This is a genomic window from Bradyrhizobium sp. URHD0069 (assembly GCF_000701345.1).
In the GTDB taxonomy this organism is placed as follows: domain Bacteria; phylum Pseudomonadota; class Alphaproteobacteria; order Rhizobiales; family Xanthobacteraceae; genus Bradyrhizobium.
Genome location: NZ_JNIJ01000018.1, coordinates 15,257 through 32,122, shown reverse-complemented (window position 1 = coordinate 32,122; position 16,866 = coordinate 15,257). Strand labels below are relative to the sequence as shown.

Below are 16,866 nucleotides of genomic sequence, written 5' to 3'. Positions count from 1 at the left end.
AGCTGGAGCTCTCCTCGCAAGCGGGATGAGGTTAAGGGGTCACCCCAGATTCAATTCCTTGAAGAAGTCGTTGCCTTTATCGTCGATGATGATGAAGGCCGGAAAATCCACGACCTCGATGCGCCAGATCGCTTCCATGCCGAGCTCAGGATATTCCACCACCTCGACCTTCTTGATGCAGTGCTCGGCGAGGTTTGCCGCGGCACCGCCGATCGAGCCCAGATAAAATCCACCGTGCTTCTTGCAGGCCTCGCGCACCGCGACCGCGCGATTGCCCTTCGCCACCATCACCATCGATCCGCCCGCCGCCTGGAACTGGTCGACAAAGGAATCCATCCGTCCCGCCGTGGTCGGGCCGAACGCGCCGGAGGCGTAACCATCCGGCGTCTTGGCCGGCCCCGCGTAATAGATCGGATGGTTCTTGAAATAGTCCGGCAGCGGCTCGCCCTTCTCCAGCCGCTCGCGCAATTTGGCATGCGCCGAATCGCGCGCCACGATCATGGTGCCGGTCAGCGACAGCCGCGTCTTGATCGGATGCCTTGAAAGCGTTGCGAGAATTTCCTTCATCGGCTGGTCGAGATCGATTTTTACCACGTCGCCGCCGAGCGCTTGCTCGACGGCGGGCAGGTATTGCGCCGGATTGTGCTCGAGCTCTTCGAGGTAGACGCCGTCTTTTGTAATTTTGCCGAGCACCTGGCGGTCCGCCGAGCAGGATACACCGAGCCCGATCGGCAAGGATGCGCCATGACGCGGCAGCCGGATCACCCGCACATCATGACAAAAATATTTGCCGCCGAACTGCGCGCCGACGCCGAGCGACTGCGTCATGGCAAGAATCTGCTGCTCCATTTCCAGATCGCGGAAGGCGTTGCCGTCGGCCGACCCCTGCGTGGGCAGCGCGTCGAGATAACGCGCCGAGGCAAGCTTCACGGTCTTCATGCAGAGTTCGGCCGAAGTGCCGCCGATCACGATCGCCAGATGATAGGGCGGGCACGCCGCCGTGCCCAAGGTCAGCACCTTCTCCTTCAGGAACGCCAGCATGCGATCCCTGGTCAGCACCGAGGGCGTCGCCTGGAACAGAAAGCTCTTGTTGGCGCTGCCGCCGCCCTTGGCCATGAACATGAACTTGTAGGCGTCATCGCCCTCGGCATAGATCTCGCACTGCGCCGGCATGTTGTTGGCGGTGTTTTTCTCCTCATACATCGACAGCGGCGCCACTTGCGAATAGCGCAGGTTGCGGCGGAGGTAAGCGTCGCGCGCACCCTCGGAGAGCGCCGCCTCGTCGTCGCCGTCGGTGAGAACGCGCGCGCCCTTCTTGCCCATGATGATCGCGGTGCCGGTGTCCTGACACATCGGCAGCACCCCGCCGGCGGCGATGTTGGCGTTCTTCAGGAAATCGAAGGCGACGAACTTGTCGTTGTCGCTGGCCTCCTTGTCGTCGAGGATGCTGCGCAACTGCTTCAGGTGCCCCGGCCGCAAATAATGATTGATGTCGCCGAACGCGGCTTCGCTAAGCGCGCGCAGCGCCTCGCGCGATACCACCAGCATGTCCTTGCCCAAGACCTTCTCGACCCGCACGCCCTCGGTCGTGATCTTCCGGTACGGCGTGGTGTCCTCGCCAAGCGGAAACAGCGGCGTGTGCTTGTAGGGCGGAACCGGCTTTGGCTCGGGAAAAGCGGTGGGGGCGTTCATTGGGGGGCTCCGCGGGTCTTGGCACAACGACACAACAAAATGATCTCGACCGGCTTGATAGACTACCATCTTCGACCGGCGCAACACATCTCTCGGCATGGCAATCGCGGAGGATTGCGGTGGCTACCTTCGTTTTGATCCCGGGCGGCTGGCATGGCGGCTGGGCCTTTGCCGATTTCGTCGCGCGGCTGCGACGATCCGGGCACGAAGCCTATGCGCCGACGCTGACCGGCCTCGATGCGGCGCCCGCCGTCGCGGCCGGGCGCGTCAACCTCGACACCCACATTGACGACGTGCTCGGCCTGCTGGCAGTCGAAGACCTCTCGGAGGTCATTTTGTGTGCGCACAGCTACGGCGGGATGGTCGCGACGGGCGTCGCCGACCGCGCGCCGGAACGCATCGCCGCGTTGGTCTATCTCGACGCCTTCGTGCCGCAAGACGGCCAGTCGTGGTGGGATCTGGCGGGCGACGACTACCGCAAGATCGCGATCGAACGCGCACGCCGCGACGGGTTTAGCGTGGCACCACCCGACAATCTTGATTCCCGTTGCACACCACATCCACTGGCGTCGTTTGTGCAGGCACTGCGGCTAAAAGGACACCCAAGCAAGATCGCGCGACGCGTCTTCGTCTACGCCAGCGGCTGGAGTGCGACGCCGTTCACCGCCCAGTATCAGCGTCTACGCGACGATCCGGCCTGGACCGTCCACACCCTCGACTGCGGCCACGACGTCATCAACGCCGCGCCCGATGCAGTGATGGAAATTCTGACCGGAGTGATCCGCGATCTGTCGTCGTAGCTCACTGGACCGCGACGGAAATCGTTTATGTCCGTCATGTCCGCGCTTGTCGCGGGCATCCACGTCCTTGTAAGAAGTCCTTGTAAGAAATGGAGCGAAGAAAAGACGTGGATCGCCGGGTCATCTAGCGAAGTCGCACTTCGCGCTTTTGGGCCGGGCATGACGAGTCAAAGATTAACAACAAAGGCCGCCCTTGCGCTATCCGTTTGCGGACGCTTCAATGGCGTAAAGGGGCATCCAGAATGACATCGAGAGCAGAATTTCGCCGATCGGCCATCCTTGCCGCCGCGCTCGTGCTGCTGGCCGCATTCAACACTTCGCCCGCGCGTGCCGACCGCTGCGACGATATCGCGGCTCAACTCAAGAGCCATATCGATGGTCTCAAGGTCGGCATAACCGCCGCCAACGTCATCTATCTGTCGCACCCGCAGGCGAAGGAGCTATCGCTCGGCTGCCGGGGCCGCAATTACTCCAACGAGCTCTATGCCAAGGCGGAGCGGAAACCGAAACCGGAATTTTTCGAGCTGGTCGCCAACGCGGGCGCCATTGTCTTCACCATTCCGAAGCCCGACGTGCTCAGAGGCGCCACGCGCTGCATCAAGCGGATGGGGCTGTTACGCGGCGACAATGTCAAGATGCGCTTCCGCCGCCTCGACATGGAATGCACTCGGACCAAGACCGATGCGGCGATCGCGATTTCGCGCGGCAGGGATGAGTAAGGAAGCGCAGGCTTCCTGACGGCACTACGGCCATTCCAGGCAAGACCGAACATTTTTAACGAAGATCGCGCCGTCCCATTCACCATGTCGCGGCATGGGTCCCGTTGGCGCGCAATTGAGGGTTCGGATTCATAAAGCGTTGGTCTCCGCCCCGTCACAGTCGGGCAACCACGCAAGGATGCCTTCAATGAATATTTCGAGTGTTACGGCGTTGCCTCCGGTCAAAGCGCCTGAGGCCAGCGAGCCCAAAGTGCCGGACGTAAAGAATGACAAGGATGCCAGCAGCTCGCGCGCGGCTCAGCCGACGCTTCTGGCGGCGCTTCCGCCGGGACAGGGAACGCGGGTCGATCAGCTGGCCTGAGGACGGCTGAAGCCGGCGCGCCACGCTCAGCGACAGCCAACCGCCGCAAGTTTGCCGAAAACGGCGCGATCATGCTTGAGCATGAGAGTGGGAAACCCGCGTGATCGCAAAACTATTGCCGCACAACCTGGGCTGGCGCGCCGTGATGGGCGCGCTGCGCCCGCGGGTACGCTGCACCGGCAGGCGGCATGGGTGTTCCTAAGCACGATCGCGATCCTCGGCCGGGTGCGCTATCGTCTGGTGCCCGGACTTGGTAAGGGCCTATACTGCGGACGATAGCTATCCCCGGGGCGGAGCGATGCCCGAAACCAGGACCTACACCGGCGGCTGCCACTGCGGCATGGTGCGCTTCGAATGCACCACCGATCTTGCCATGGTGATCGCCTGCAACTGCTCGATCTGCACCAAAAAGGGCCTGCATTTCGCGTTCCTGGCGCCGACCAGCTTTCAGCTGCGCGCCGGCGAGGAAAATCTGAAGGAATATCTGTTCAACAAGCACGCGATCCGGCATCAGCTCTGCATCGACTGCGGCGTCGACGTGTTCGCGCGCGGCAGCAAGCCCGACGGCACCGAAGTGGTGGCGCTGAACGTCAGCTGCATCGACGGGATCGACTTGGCAAAGCTCACGATGACGCCGGTCGACGGGCGGAAACTCTGACACCTTGGCCAGACGATGGGCGCGCCACGGGTTCAGTTTCATCTCTCTCCCTTAGGGAGAGGTGCGCACTTGCTGTTGTTGCGACATCAATGTGAATCCAACCAAGTGCATGTCAGATATCCAGCTCCTTATAGTGCCGGAAGATGCCCTCCTCGTTGAAGGGGATGCGGCGGTCGCTTGAGAGATAGGCCTTGATGTTCGGTCGCGCGGCGACGCGGTCGTGCAGATCGACAAGGCCAGGTATCTCGGGCTCGAAGGCTTCCATGCGCTTCGGAGTTGCGTAGCGCAGCCCCTCGACGATCTGGAACAGCGAGAGGTCGGCGTAACTGACCCTGCGGCCGGTGAGATAGGTGCCGCCATTGCTCGTCAACACGCCCGCGAAATAGCCAAGATATTTCGGCACCCGTTCGTTCCAGAATTCCTCGGTTCGTTTTTTCGCAGGCTGACGCTGGCCCTCGTAATACAGCGACGGACCGAGCGGATGATGGGTGTCGTGAATTTCCAGCACGAAATCCGCCACCGTAAGCTGCAGCTGATGCACCCACAGCCGCCCGGCTTCGCTCTTCGGCGCCAGACCGTGATGCGATCCGAGGTAGAGCAGGATGTTGGCGGTTTGCCCGATCACGAGCCGGCCGGCTTTCAGAAACGGCGGCGCGAACGGCGGCGTGCCGCTGCGCGCCTCCATCATCTTCATCATCGCGGACATGCCGCGGTCACTGCGCGCCACGTCGACATAGTCGGCGCCCGCCTCTTCCAGCGCGAGGCGGACATATTCGCCGCGACCTTGAATGTCCGGCCAGTAATATAGTTCATAACGCATGGAAGGTCCCCGGATGCGACGCGGACATAGCTCCGCCGCCACGGAGCTATGTCCTTTCGCTAACTCGCCAATACGAGCTTAGTTCGCCGCGAAGCAATACAGCAGGCCGTCGCCGCCGGTGCTGATCAGGTCTTTCTGGCTGCAACCGCCATCGGGCCCTCGTGAGGGATGCGCCGCATTCCAGGATTTGACCGTCGGATTGGTGGCGGGTCCGCTGATGTCGGAGTGACCGACCATCGCTGCACCCTGCGTACTGCTTGTCCAGTTCTTGCAAGTGCGATCATCGGCTCCGGCGAATGCCGTGCCATCCGACTGCGATCCCGTGAGAATGTCGTGCCTGTTCGGCTGGTCTCCGTAACCATTGACGGTCTCGCCCCTTTCGGTCAGCGCCGTCTCCTTGTTGATATTGTTGTTGCCATGCAGTTCAGCGACATCCTTGGCGACCACCACGCCCTTGGAGTTCTTCCAGGGTCCGTTGCCGATGCGGGCGCGTGCATTTACGGCCGGCGCCCCGTCGGCGGCTTGCGTCGAAAGATAAGCGCGCCAGGTTTTCGCGCCGGCGCCGGCGGCCTGCGCCAGCGTCTGACAGTGATTGTCGGCGCCTGCGAGACCGCCGAGATTGGCGCCATTGCCGATACCCTTGCTGGTGACGAAGAAGCTGGTGTCGGCCGACTGCGCCTGCACGCCCTCGGCCGCAACCACGACGAATGAGGCAGCGGCCAAACCGAAGCACGCACGCCAAGTAATGGCAGTGAGATTGACCATCGAATCCTCCGGGTTGTTTTTACCTGCCGGCCCATCGGGGCCGGCCTACCGGACACCAACACGCAGCAACAAAAATTATTCCTGCTTCGCCACGCCGAAGTGAAGACCGCCAGGAAATGAAAAGGGCGCTAAATGAAAAAGGGCGCAAAACGAAAAAGGCGCTGCGGAATGAACCGCAGCGCCCTGGTCGTCAACGCTTTTCCAACGATCAGTTGGTCTGCTGGATCGCCGACAGTTCCCAGTCGGAGCCACGCCGCCGCGCGAAGGTCCACACCTCCGTCGCCTCGATCGGCTGTTCGCTGCCTGCGACCAACCGGCCGGTGCCGCGCTCCAGGGTCTTGTCGACCAGCGAGAACCGCATCGCCACGCTGGCGTAGTCGGTCTCGCCCTCACGCCAGGCTTCCGCGAGGTCGCCCTGCAGCAGCTTGACGTCGGACACCTTGTTGATGTCGTTGCGGGCCTTGTTCTCCTCGAGGTCCTTGGTGAAGTAGGACACCATTTCAGGCGTGGCCAGCGTGTGAAGCTTAGCGACATCCTCGTTCGACCACGCGTCCTGGATCTCACCGAGCAACCGTTCGAAGGTCTCGTAATCGGCCGGCGCAATCTCAAGCGGTGCGCTGCCCGATCCCAGCCCGAAACCGCTTCCGGTGCGCAGGCTGTTCAATGGGCCGGGGCCGACAGCCGGTGCGGGCGTCGGAGCGGCATAGGCCGAAGCCGTTGCGTTGCGACGCTGCCACCACGACATCGCAAGCCGAACCACGATGATGATCAGGCCGATCTGGAGGATCAGGCCGATGATCGAAGACAGTCCGCCGAGTCCGCCGAACAGTCCGCCGCCAAACAACATGCCCAACAGGCCGGCACCAAGGAAGCCCGCGGCGAGGCCGCCGAGCATGCCCATGCCGGGCCGGTTGAAGAAGCCTCCCTTGGCCGCGCCTGCGGCAGCGGGTGCTCCCATTCCGGGGCTGCCCGGCTGGGTGATGGTACGGTTGAATGGCTGCGCTGCATTCGGCGCTGTCGATGTGCTCGGCGGAGCGGAGAACGTTCGTCCCCCTCGGGAACCCGAGCTGCCGCCGCCGCCGACACGGGCATCGGCCGCGGAGATCGCGAGCATCAACGGGAGTGCCAACGATAAAACGACGGCGATTGCCTGGACGATGCCGCGCGTGCGCTGCGTGAATTTCATATCGCTTTTCCTCAATCCCCGGCAGGGGGAAGCGCCACTAACATGGGCAGCGCCGCTTAAAATGGAAGCCACTATCGGGAACCACGGCTGCGGCCCTCGGTCGCGGCCATGCGGCGATATCGCTCATTTGCAGACATTTTTCGGGCGTCGCACAGCATGTAGCCCGCATGGAGCGCAGCGTAATCCGGGAACTCTAATCGCGGCCCCGGATTTCGCTGCGCTCCATGCGGGCTACGTTCACCTGCACCGCGTCTGGGACATGCGAGCTCTAAGACGGCGTCATGGTCTCCTTCACCGCGGCAACCAGCTGGCTGAGCGTAAAGGGCTTCGGCAGGAAGGCGAATTGCTGGTTTTCCGGCAGGCTCTTCTCGAACGCATCTTCCGCGTAACCCGACACGAAGATGATCTTGAGGTCCGGATTGCGGCTGCGCATCGTCTTGAGAAGTGTCGGACCATCCATCTCCGGCATCACCACGTCGGACACGACGAGGTCGACGCCGCCGTTCCTTTGTTCCAGCGCTTCCATCGCCTCGATGCCGTTCGAAGCCTCGATCACGCTGTAGCCGCGCGAGCGCAAGCCCCGCGCGTTCAGCGAGCGCAGGCCTTCCTCGTCTTCGACCAGCAGGATCGTGCCCTGCCCCGTGAGATCGGTGCGGGGCTTCGCCTCCGGCGCCTGCTCCTTGGCCGCGCCGTTCGCGGCCACAGCGTCGGGCTGGACCTCCTGTTCAGGATGATGCCGGGGCACAAAGATGTGGAATGAGGTGCCCTTGTCGGCCAGCGAGTCCACATAGACAAAGCCGCCGGTTTGTTTGACGATGCCGTACACCGTCGACAGGCCGAGGCCGGTGCCCTTGCCGACTTCCTTGGTCGAGAAAAACGGCTCGAAGATCTTGTCGATGATGTCGGCGGGAATACCGGTGCCGGTGTCGACAATGTCGATGCGCACATAATCCGCCGCCGGCATACCCTTGTAGGTGAGACGCCCGGACTCCTCTGATGTCACGTTGGCGGTGCGCACTGTCAGCGTGCCGCCGTTGGGCATCGCATCGCGGGCGTTGACGGCCAGATTGACGATCACCTGCTCGAATTGCGAGACGTCGACCTTCACCGGCCAGAGATCGCGGCCATGCACCAGGTCGAGCTTGACCTTCTCGCCGATCAGGCGGCGCAGCAGCATGGTGAGGTCCGATAGCGCGTCGCCGAGATCGAGCACCTGCGGCCGCAGCGTTTGTCGCCGCGAGAACGCCAATAGCTGGCGCACCAGCGTCGCTGCGCGGGTCGCATTCTGTTTGATCTGCATGATGTCCTGGAACGACGGATCGGTCGGCTTGTGCGCGTTCAGCAGGAAGTCGTTCGCCATCATGATGGCGGAGAGCACATTGTTGAAATCGTGGGCGATGCCGCCGGCGAGCTGGCCGACCATGTCCATCTTCTGCGACTGGTTGATCTGGTTTTCGAGCGTCCGGCGCTCCGTGGTTTCCAGCATGTAGACGATGGCGGCTTCGGTCTCGCGTTCGTCTTCCTCGACCGCGGTCACGAAGAACTGCCCCCATCGCTCCTTGGCGCCTTCGAGCATCGCCTCGACCGGTGCGATATCGCCCTGCCCCTCGGCCGCCTGGTTGATGGCTGCGATCAGCAGGCTGCGGTCGCGGGCGTTGACCGCCCTGAAAATCGACTTGCTGGCCGCGCCGTCGGGGCTGAGGCTTTGCGCCAGCTTGGCGAAGCGGGCATTGGCGCGCACCACCGCGCCTTCCCGGTCCACGGTCGCAATCGCCATCGGAGTGTGGTCGAAGAAGCGCATGAAGCGCACTTCGGCGGCGCGTTGCGGATCGGAACGCTCGTCACGGGCGCGGCTGATCACCAAGGTGCGCGATGCGCCGGGCGCGCCGTCCGCCCCGAATGCCAGTTTGTGGTAGAGACGCACCGGCACGGTTTTGCCGCCGCGCATGCGCAGGTCGATGTCGAACACCTCGGTTTTGACTTCGCCGGGCACCGGCATGATCGAGGTCAGCAGCGCAGCGCCATCGCCCGACACGATGTCGGTCAGCTTCAGGCCGCCCGACCCGATCTCCGCGAGATCGTGATCCAGCCAGTTCGCCAGCGTGGCGTTGACATAGACGATTTCTCCGGCTGGATTGACCGAGAAGAAGCCGCAAGGCGCGTGATCGAGATATTCGATCGCGTGCTGCAGTTCCTGAAACACGTCCTCCTGCCGCTGGCGGTCGCGGGTGATATCTGCAATCGACCAAACCGCGTATTTCGCCTCGCGCTTGCTTTGGCCAAGCGGCCGGACCCGCATCCGCAGCCAGCGGCCATGCGCGCCATCGGAACCGGCGATGCGGACTTCTTCCTGCTGCCGCTTGCCTTCCCGGGCCGCCTTGAGCAGGCGAAACACCGCCTCCGACACATCGGGATTGCCGATGAAGACCCGCTCCACGGGTCGTGCATCCTGTGCGGTCGCGGCACCCGTGAGCGCGAGATAGGCGGCGTTGCAATAGACCACATGGCCGCGGGAGTCGGTGACCGCCAGTCCGTCATGGGCCTGGTCGGCGATGCGACCTTTGACGGGATCGTCGGTCGCACGATCGGCGAAACGAATGATTCCCGCGGCAAAAGCGAACAGGTTGAACAGCCCAACCATCGCCAGCAGCGAAAGCAGCCCGAGGATATAGGGCTGCGCCTCCGCACGGCCGATGGTCATAAGCGCGATGGCGATTGCGACGATGCCGCCGGCCACCAGCAGAACCAGCACGATGCTACCGCTCCGCCGCGCCGGTTCGTGGGCGATCGTCTGCTCTCGTCGCGGGTTATAGTCAGTATCGGCGGTCATACGAGGGACGCAGCCTGTCGACATGGAGGTGACGCGCCTTTTGTGCGCCATCTCCTGAGTGCCTGAATCGGCCCCGCAAGCGCAAGTCCGTCAAGGCGCTTTTTCGTTCATTGCACGCATTTCCGGCCCCTCCCTCTTACCGGTTCACGCCCGCCAGCCGGAAAGCCCGCGCTTGAGACCCATCACGTAGCCGATAATTTCGGCGACCGCATGATAATGTTCCACCGGGATCTCGTCGTCGATCTCCACGGTCGCGTACAAAGCGCGCGCCAGCGCTACGTTCTCGACGATCGGGATATCGTGCTGCCCTGCGATTTCCCGGATCTTGAACGCAACCGTATCCACGCCCTTGGCGACACAGACCGGCGCCGGCATGCCACGCTCGTACGAAAGCGCGACCGCGTAATGGGTCGGGTTGGTGATGATAACGGAGGCCTTGGGAACCGCGGCCATCATCCGCTTCTTCATGCGGGCCTGGCGCAACTGCCTGATCCGGCCCTTGACGTGCGGGTCGCCTTCGGATTGCTTGAACTCCTCCTTCATTTCCTGCAGCGACATCTTCTGGCGTTCGAACCATTGCCGGTATTGGAAGAAATAGTCCGCAATCGCGACAACCGCGAGCATCGCCACGACGGCGACCAGCAGATGCACCGTCAGCTCGGTGGTGACGCCTAAAATCGCCGCCGGATCGAACCGCACCATCGCTTCCAGGCGATGACGCTCCGGCCACAGGACCGCGGTCATGACGGTTCCCAGCGCGACGACTTTGAAAACGCCCTTGCCGAAGTTCGCCGCCGCCTGCTTGCCGAAGATCCGCTTGGCTCCCGCCATAGGCGAGACTTTGCTGAACTTCGGTTTCAGGGAATCGCCCGACCACACCAGCCGGTGCTGAATCATATTGCCGGCAATCGCAGCGAGCGTCAGCATCAACAGCGGCACGCCTAGCGTTGCGATCAGCACATACTCGAGGCTATGCGCCAGCGCCATCAGGCCGGGCCCGTCGGCGTGGATCATCCAGGAATTGGCGATCAGATTGCGCATCGGCATCAAAATCCCGCCGCCGATCGATCCGGAAAATGCCGACAGCACCAACGTCGCGCCGGCGATCATGAACCAGGTAGTGATTTCCTGGCTTTTGACGACGTCGCCGCGGTCGTGGGCGTCATCCAGACGCTTTTGCGTGGGGTCTTCTGTTTTATCGGCTGTGTCGCTTTCGTCGGCCATGGCTCAGGCTTTCATTTCCGCGGCGTCAGCTCATGCATGACGCCGATGAAATAATCGAGGAACGTTCCCATCATCGCGGCGATGACGAGGGCGAGGATCAGGAAGCCGGCGAGAATCGAGAGCGGCACGCCGACGAAATAGACCTGCATCTGCGGCATCAGCCGCGCCAGCACGCCAAGCCCGATGTTGAAAACCAGGCCGAATACCAGAAACGGGGCCGAAAGTTGCATGCCGATCTTGAAGGCGGCAGCGAAGGCACGGGTCGCGAGTGCCGCGACGTCGCCGCTCGGCACCAGGTCTCCCGGCGAAAAAATCGAATAGCTCTCGTTGAGCGCGGCGATGACGAGATGATGGGTATCGGTCGCAAACAACAGCGTCACGCCAAGCAGGGTGAGGAAGTTTCCGACCAGCACGCCCTGCTGACCCTGGGTCGGATCGACAGCGGTGACGAAGCCGAGGCCGAGTTGCTGGGCGATCACCGACCCCGCGACCTGCAACGCCGCGAGCGTCACCCGCGCGGTGGCGCCGAGCACAATGCCGATGATGATCTCATGGACCATCAACACCAGCAGCGGCGTGATCGACTGCGTGTCGATGTTATAGGCGGCGCGGTGCAGCGGCAACATGACCAGCGTCAGCAGCAGTGCGATCGCGAGCTTGATGCGAACCGGAATATTGGATTCACCCAACCCCGGCAACAGCATCACCATCGCGCCGACGCGGGCGAACACCAGCATGAAGGTGGCGGCGAGCGCGGGCAGCAGTGAAATATCGATGCGCATGATCTACGCACAGTGCATCAGCCGCCTATGATTCGCGACGATATCCGCATCATGTAGCCATGCATCGAGTCCGCCATGAACGGCAGCGCGAGCAGCAGCGTGACCACCATCGCCAGGATTTTCGGCACGAACACCAGCGTCTGTTCCTGGATCTGTGTCAGCGCCTGAAACAGCGACACCACGACGCCGACGACGAGACCGACGACCATCAGCGGCGACGACACCACCACGATGGTCCAGATCGCATCGCGCGCCACGTCGAGGGTTTCAGCACCGGTCACTTCGACTTCCCTTCTTCTCCCCTCATGGTGAGGAGCGCGCCCTTGCGCGCGTCTCGAACCATGAGGCCAAAGCGCCTCTTCATCCTTCGAGACGCCGGCCGCGCCGGCTCCTCGGGATGAGGTCTCATCAGATCGGCATCCTCATGATATCTTCGTAGGACTGGATGACCCGGTCGCGCACCGACACCAGCGTCGAGACCGCGACGTCGGTTTCCGCCACCGCCGTCACCACGTCCATCACGTTCGCTTTGCCCGAGGCCATCGCGACCGCCTGCGCATCGGATTTTTTCCCGGCGTCCATGACGCTTCCGATCGCCTCCTTGAGCACCGCACCGAACGAGGGGCCGCCCGTTTCGGAACCTTTGCCGGCGCCGCCGGTATCCAGAATGCGGGCGAGATTGGCGTAGGCGCTTGCAGCGACTGTGGGTGAAGCCATGGCTTGAGGTTTCCTGTTCAGGCCTTGAGGATGTCGAGCGTGCGTTGGATCATCCGGCGCGTGGCGCTGATGATGTTGAGGTTCGCCTCGTAGGATCGCTGCGCGTCGCGCATGTCGGTCATTTCGATCAGCGAATTGACGTTGGGATATTTGACGTTGCCGGCTGGGTCCGCCGCCGGATTGCTGGGCTCGTGCTTGATGCGAAACGCCGACGTGTCGGGCCGGACCTTGCCGAGCGCAACCACCCGTGCATCCAGCGTGCGATCGAGTTCGGAGGTGAATGTCGGGACCTTGCGGCGATAGGGATCGCCGCCGGCAGTCGGCGCGGTGGAATCCGCGTTGGCGATATTTTCCGAGATCAACCGCATCCGCCCCGCCTGCGCGCGCAGCCCCGAGGTCGCGATGCTCATCGACCTCGCGAAATCCCCTCCATCGTTGGCCATGATGTCGTCCCCTGGTCCTTGGTCCTGCCTCAGCGCTTGCCGATCGCGGTCTTCAGAAGCTGCAGGCTCTTGCTGTAGAGCGAGCTCGCCGCCGCATAGTCCATCTGGTTCGCCGAGACCTTGAGCATCTGATCTTCGAGATTGACGGCGTTGCCGGCGGGCCTGGTCTGGAACACCCCCTTGCGGTCCTGCGCAAAGCTTTGTCCGCCACCCGACGGGGCAATATGACTGGTCGCGGTGCGCATCATCGCCAGCGATCCCATCGATCCGGCGCTGACGCTGGCGCCGGCGCCGTCGAATTTCGGTTCGATCAGGTCGCGCGGCTTGAAATTCGGCGTATCGGAGTTGGAGATGTTCTCGGAGAGCACGCGCTGGCGTTCCTGATGCCACTGCATCTTGGTGCGCAGCGCCGACAAGTCCGGAAGATCTTTGATGGACATCGCTACCGCCCCCCCTCGCCTCCCGGCACCACGCCCTGAGGTAGGCAGAATTTGCCGCGTGTATGGTTAACAGCGGGTTAAGATGCGCCGCGGCCGATGAAACGAACATCCAGAAGCGGATTTCACGCCGATGACCATTTTGCGCGCATTTTCGCCACGAATGCTGCGTTAACCAGCCAAGTCGTTGGAGTCTGAAGCGCAAGAAGTCGTTTTGGTCCAGCCGATTCCTGGGTTATTAAGGTAGCGGGCAGCAGTTTCTGCTGTGGGCAATCAAGAGATTAGGGCCGATCTCAGGCTGCGGTCGCGGTTTATTGTGTCGTTTTCGATCCGCGTTCGACGAAACCTGAAGAAAAGGCTATTTGCCGGGGACAAATCATGCAGGCACTGACATTTTTCTTCGCATTCCTGGCCGTTCTGGCGCTGATCGGCGTCGCCGCATGGCTGGTTCGCCGATTCGCGACCAATCGCGTCGGTGCCAACACCAATCGCGGGCGGATGCCGCGGCTGGCGGTGATCGATGCCGCAGCCGTCGATGGTCGCCGGCGGCTGGTGCTGGTGCGGCGTGACAACGTCGAGCATCTGCTGATGATCGGCGGTCCGACCGATATGGTCGTGGAATCCAACATCGTGCGCGCGACGTCGGCACGGGATCAGATGCGATCCGCCCTCGGCGCCGAACCAGCGCCCCGGATTGCACCGCTGCCCGATGCCGGCTGGACCGATGGCGAAGGCTCCCGGTCCGACGCGTTCGATCACGCCGAACCGCACATTCCCGAACCATCGCCCCGCCCGGTTCGGCCCTCTTTTGCCGACGAAATACGTCGCCCGGCGCTGTCGGAACGGCGCAGCGATCCCTTGGCAGGCTTCACGCCGGAGCCGCTCGGCCGTCTGGAGCCCCGCCCCGAACTGCGCGGCGAGCCGATGCCCTCGCGCGTCACCTCGCGCAACGAGCCGCTGATACCCCGGCCGCCGCGCCAGAGCGAACCGCCGAAGGCACCGCCGATTCGCGCTCCCGAGCGCGCCACCGCACCGCCGCCGCCTCCGCCCCCTTCGGCTGAGTCGAGCGCGGACCAAAATCTCGCCGAGATGGCGCAACGTCTGGAGGCAGCCCTTCGCCGGCCATCCGGTGAAGCGAGCGAACCGCGGGTCGGTGCCCCGCCGGTGGCGCCCGAGCCGCCAAACCGTGCGGCACCGCGCAACGAGCCATCGCCGCCTGCTGCGCCTTCAAAGAGCGGTTTTGAGAATCTCGAAGACGAGATGGCATCGCTGCTGGGCCGGCCAAAGAATCCTTCGTGAGGCCAGCGCCATTTCCGCGTAGAGTTTTACTTTTTTCAACTCTGATAGCCGCCGGATCGCTGATCGATCCGGCGTTCGCGCAAGATATCAGCATCAGTCTCGGGCAGGGCAATGGCGGCGTCACCGAGCGCGCGATCCAGCTGATCGCGCTTCTGACGGTGCTGTCGATCGCGCCGTCGATCCTGATCATGATGACGTCGTTCACCCGGATCGTCGTCGTGCTGTCGCTGTTGCGCACTGCGCTCGGCACCGCGACCGCGCCGCCGAACTCAGTCATCATTGCACTCGCAATGTTCCTGACCGCGTTCGTGATGGCCCCGGTGCTGCAGAGATCCTACGACGACGGCATCAAGCCGTTGGTCGCCAACCAGATCGGCGTCGAGGACGCGCTGCAGCGCGCTTCGATGCCACTGCGCAGCTTCATGCAGAAGAACGTGCGCGAAAAGGATCTGAAACTGTTCATGGACATGTCGGGCGAAGCGCCGCCGGCAACGCCGGAAGAGATGTCGCTGCGGATTCTGGTGCCGGCGTTCATGATCTCCGAACTGAAACGGGCCTTCGAGATCGGCTTCCTGTTGTTTCTGCCGTTTCTGATCATCGATCTCGTGGTTGCATCCGTGCTGATGTCGATGGGCATGATGATGCTGCCGCCGGTGGTGGTGTCGCTGCCGTTCAAGCTGATCTTCTTCGTGCTGGTCGACGGCTGGTCGCTGGTGGCGGGCAGCCTGGTGCAAAGTTACGGGGGATAGAGCGTTCTCAAGCGAAGTGGAGACCGGCTCGCCTCGAGAAAACGCGTTAAGTCGAGAATCTCGGTCAACCTAGCCGGCGTTTTCAGGAGCGGTCCAATTGTAGGCCTCAAGAACTGTTTTACTCGCCTGCAAGAAGGCAAGGTAATTTCCAAAAAAATTAAAAAGACCAAGATCGAACAATTCAAGCGCGGCTTCCCCTGAGTTCTCTCTCGGCACGGATCGCGCGCGCGCGCCCCCGTGAATAACCAAAGGTTGGAAGCTGCGGCCGTGCCGCCGGTGGTTTGCTTTCGGTCGGATGTCGTTCGAGCAATGAACCAATTGCAGGCGGGGCTTTGACATATCAATCTCCAGATTTGTGGTCGATGAGACGGCGATCGGGCTCGCCATCAAGAAAATCCGGCGTAGGCTATCTCCGCGCTCGCGCCTTCGATTTCTGGAGCGAGCGCGAGCTGTGCGGTGTGAACCTGGGGAAGATCGGCCCAATGCATGTCTTTATAATTGAAGCCGCGCGCGAGCGTGGGCTTCACCACCATGAAGTAGGGCGAAATATCGAAGTCACGCGGCGCATAGAGTGACGGGTGACGGATCTCGGCGATTTCGCGCCGCGCTGCCTGGCTCTCGACGCGCGTGATCGTGGGCAGGATCGGGTAACGCACGGCGTCGAATGCTTGCGCAATCAGCGAAGAACAGATGATGCGGCTGGCATCTCCGGAGCCGAGCGCGATCGTTCGGCGGCGCCAACGCTGCGTCACCGGCCATGGCAATAGATAGCGCATCAGGTCGATGACGTTCTTGAAATCGTAGCCGAGACCGATGCGTTCGGAGGCGTAGCGGCAGACCTTTTCGCAGTCCGCTTCGCTCAGGCCGACCGGCCGGCAGATGCGGGTTTGACAATGCAGATATTTTGACAACGGCGCCGACACGACACCTTCGTCGATATTGGCTTCGATCAGGACGTGGGGCTCGCCGTCGGTTGCGGCGCCCGGTATCGGTCCGACGTACAACGCCGAATGCGACCAGGTCGATTGAGTGAGATATTTGATGCCGCCGGAAATACGACCTTTGCCCTCGACCAGCAAAACATCACCGGGTCGAAGGGTATCCTGTAAGGCCGTCGAATCGTTCGGATTGAACGGCTCACGGTGAGTGGCCGGCTTCTGCAACCGCGCAATCAAACGTCCGACAATGTCGAACATCCAGCCCATGCCTTGTCCTTGCCTTTCGTTTTCCCGTCTGGCAGTTCCAGATAGCTCTCCTGCCGTTCGGCAACCCAGGTTACACCCAAGCCTAATCACAAAGAGAAGGGCCGGACCATTGCACGGAGGTTGATCCGCACGTTACATTTGGTTGAGAAGGGCATACCTAGGTTTAGCAGCGGCCACCG

The 16,866-nt window shown here is 62.5% G+C and carries 19 protein-coding genes; 6 read left to right on the top strand and 13 right to left on the bottom strand.

What is annotated here, in order from left to right; translation table 11 throughout:
* Nucleotides 1-39: 39 nt before the first annotated feature.
* Nucleotides 40-1,692, bottom strand: a complete 1,653-nt coding sequence (locus N554_RS0112170) for a fumarate hydratase (RefSeq protein WP_029583713.1) — start codon at nucleotides 1,690-1,692, stop codon at nucleotides 40-42.
* A gap of 119 nt (nucleotides 1,693-1,811) precedes the next feature.
* On the opposite strand from N554_RS0112170, the gene N554_RS0112165 reads away from it, so the two are divergent.
* The 4 genes from N554_RS0112165 (at nucleotide 1,812) to N554_RS0112150 (ending at nucleotide 4,230) form a co-directional block, all read left to right on the top strand.
* Nucleotides 1,812-2,492: an alpha/beta fold hydrolase gene (locus N554_RS0112165; protein ID WP_029583712.1), complete on the top strand. Its 681-nt coding sequence runs from the start codon at nucleotides 1,812-1,814 to the stop codon at nucleotides 2,490-2,492.
* A gap of 242 nt (nucleotides 2,493-2,734) precedes the next feature.
* Nucleotides 2,735-3,211: a hypothetical protein gene (locus N554_RS0112160; protein WP_029583711.1), complete on the top strand. Its 477-nt coding sequence runs from the start codon at nucleotides 2,735-2,737 to the stop codon at nucleotides 3,209-3,211.
* Between the two features lie 187 nt (nucleotides 3,212-3,398).
* The gene (locus tag N554_RS39865; protein WP_156041912.1) at nucleotides 3,399-3,572 is read left to right on the top strand and encodes a hypothetical protein; all 174 of its coding nucleotides are present in this window, start codon (nucleotides 3,399-3,401) and stop codon (nucleotides 3,570-3,572) included.
* Between the two features lie 298 nt (nucleotides 3,573-3,870).
* Nucleotides 3,871-4,230: a GFA family protein gene (locus N554_RS0112150; protein WP_029583710.1), complete on the top strand. Its 360-nt coding sequence runs from the start codon at nucleotides 3,871-3,873 to the stop codon at nucleotides 4,228-4,230.
* Between the two features lie 112 nt (nucleotides 4,231-4,342).
* Here the strand turns inward: N554_RS0112150 and N554_RS0112145 are convergent, their stop codons facing one another.
* The 10 genes from N554_RS0112145 to flgB all read right to left on the bottom strand — a co-directional run bounded on the left by N554_RS0112145 (nucleotide 4,343) and on the right by flgB (nucleotide 13,437).
* Nucleotides 4,343-5,050, bottom strand: a complete 708-nt coding sequence (locus N554_RS0112145; RefSeq protein ID WP_029583709.1) for a glutathione S-transferase — start codon at nucleotides 5,048-5,050, stop codon at nucleotides 4,343-4,345.
* A gap of 78 nt (nucleotides 5,051-5,128) precedes the next feature.
* On the bottom strand, nucleotides 5,129-5,815 hold the full coding sequence (locus N554_RS0112140; protein ID WP_029583708.1) for a hypothetical protein: 687 nt from the start codon (nucleotides 5,813-5,815) through the stop codon (nucleotides 5,129-5,131).
* 208 nt (nucleotides 5,816-6,023) lie between these two features.
* On the bottom strand, nucleotides 6,024-7,001 hold the full coding sequence (locus N554_RS0112135) for a Tim44 domain-containing protein (protein ID WP_029583707.1): 978 nt from the start codon (nucleotides 6,999-7,001) through the stop codon (nucleotides 6,024-6,026).
* A gap of 268 nt (nucleotides 7,002-7,269) precedes the next feature.
* Nucleotides 7,270-9,831, bottom strand: a complete 2,562-nt coding sequence (gene cckA / locus N554_RS0112130) for a cell cycle histidine kinase CckA (protein ID WP_029583706.1) — start codon at nucleotides 9,829-9,831, stop codon at nucleotides 7,270-7,272.
* Nucleotides 9,832-9,975: 144 nt separating this feature from the next.
* Nucleotides 9,976-11,055, bottom strand: coding sequence for a flagellar biosynthesis protein FlhB (gene flhB, locus N554_RS0112125; RefSeq protein ID WP_029583705.1), 1,080 nt, complete (start codon nucleotides 11,053-11,055; stop codon nucleotides 9,976-9,978).
* Nucleotides 11,056-11,066: 11 nt separating this feature from the next.
* Nucleotides 11,067-11,837: a flagellar biosynthetic protein FliR gene (gene fliR, locus N554_RS0112120; RefSeq protein ID WP_029583704.1), complete on the bottom strand. Its 771-nt coding sequence runs from the start codon at nucleotides 11,835-11,837 to the stop codon at nucleotides 11,067-11,069.
* A 17-nt stretch (nucleotides 11,838-11,854) separates the two neighbouring features.
* Nucleotides 11,855-12,118, bottom strand: coding sequence for a flagellar biosynthesis protein FliQ (fliQ, locus tag N554_RS0112115; RefSeq protein ID WP_029583703.1), 264 nt, complete (start codon nucleotides 12,116-12,118; stop codon nucleotides 11,855-11,857).
* 127 nt (nucleotides 12,119-12,245) lie between these two features.
* Entirely contained in the window at nucleotides 12,246-12,554 is a 309-nt protein-coding gene (fliE, locus tag N554_RS0112105; RefSeq protein WP_029583702.1) for a flagellar hook-basal body complex protein FliE, read from the bottom strand.
* Nucleotides 12,555-12,571: 17 nt separating this feature from the next.
* Nucleotides 12,572-12,997 (bottom strand): flagellar basal body rod protein FlgC, encoded by a 426-nt coding sequence (flgC, locus tag N554_RS0112100; RefSeq protein ID WP_029583701.1) that lies wholly within the window; start codon nucleotides 12,995-12,997, stop codon nucleotides 12,572-12,574.
* A 29-nt stretch (nucleotides 12,998-13,026) separates the two neighbouring features.
* Nucleotides 13,027-13,437, bottom strand: a complete 411-nt coding sequence (flgB, locus tag N554_RS0112095) for a flagellar basal body rod protein FlgB (protein WP_029583700.1) — start codon at nucleotides 13,435-13,437, stop codon at nucleotides 13,027-13,029.
* Between the two features lie 375 nt (nucleotides 13,438-13,812).
* On the opposite strand from flgB, the gene N554_RS0112090 reads away from it, so the two are divergent.
* Nucleotides 13,813-14,733 carry a flagellar biosynthetic protein FliO gene (locus tag N554_RS0112090; RefSeq protein ID WP_029583699.1) on the top strand — a complete coding sequence of 307 codons (921 nt, stop codon included), beginning with the start codon at nucleotides 13,813-13,815 and terminating at the stop codon, nucleotides 14,731-14,733.
* On the top strand, nucleotides 14,730-15,482 hold the full coding sequence (fliP, locus tag N554_RS0112085) for a flagellar type III secretion system pore protein FliP (protein WP_029583698.1): 753 nt from the start codon (nucleotides 14,730-14,732) through the stop codon (nucleotides 15,480-15,482). The genes N554_RS0112090 and fliP overlap by 4 nt, the downstream gene beginning before the upstream one ends.
* Before the next feature lie 69 nt (nucleotides 15,483-15,551).
* Here the strand turns inward: fliP and N554_RS0112080 are convergent, their stop codons facing one another.
* Both N554_RS0112080 and N554_RS0112075 read right to left on the bottom strand, forming a co-directional pair.
* Nucleotides 15,552-15,869: a hypothetical protein gene (locus N554_RS0112080; RefSeq protein ID WP_029583697.1), complete on the bottom strand. Its 318-nt coding sequence runs from the start codon at nucleotides 15,867-15,869 to the stop codon at nucleotides 15,552-15,554.
* Nucleotides 15,869-16,687 carry a YiiX/YebB-like N1pC/P60 family cysteine hydrolase gene (locus tag N554_RS0112075; RefSeq protein ID WP_051677466.1) on the bottom strand — a complete coding sequence of 273 codons (819 nt, stop codon included), beginning with the start codon at nucleotides 16,685-16,687 and terminating at the stop codon, nucleotides 15,869-15,871. The genes N554_RS0112080 and N554_RS0112075 overlap by 1 nt, the downstream gene beginning before the upstream one ends.
* Nucleotides 16,688-16,866: the final 179 nt, after the last annotated feature.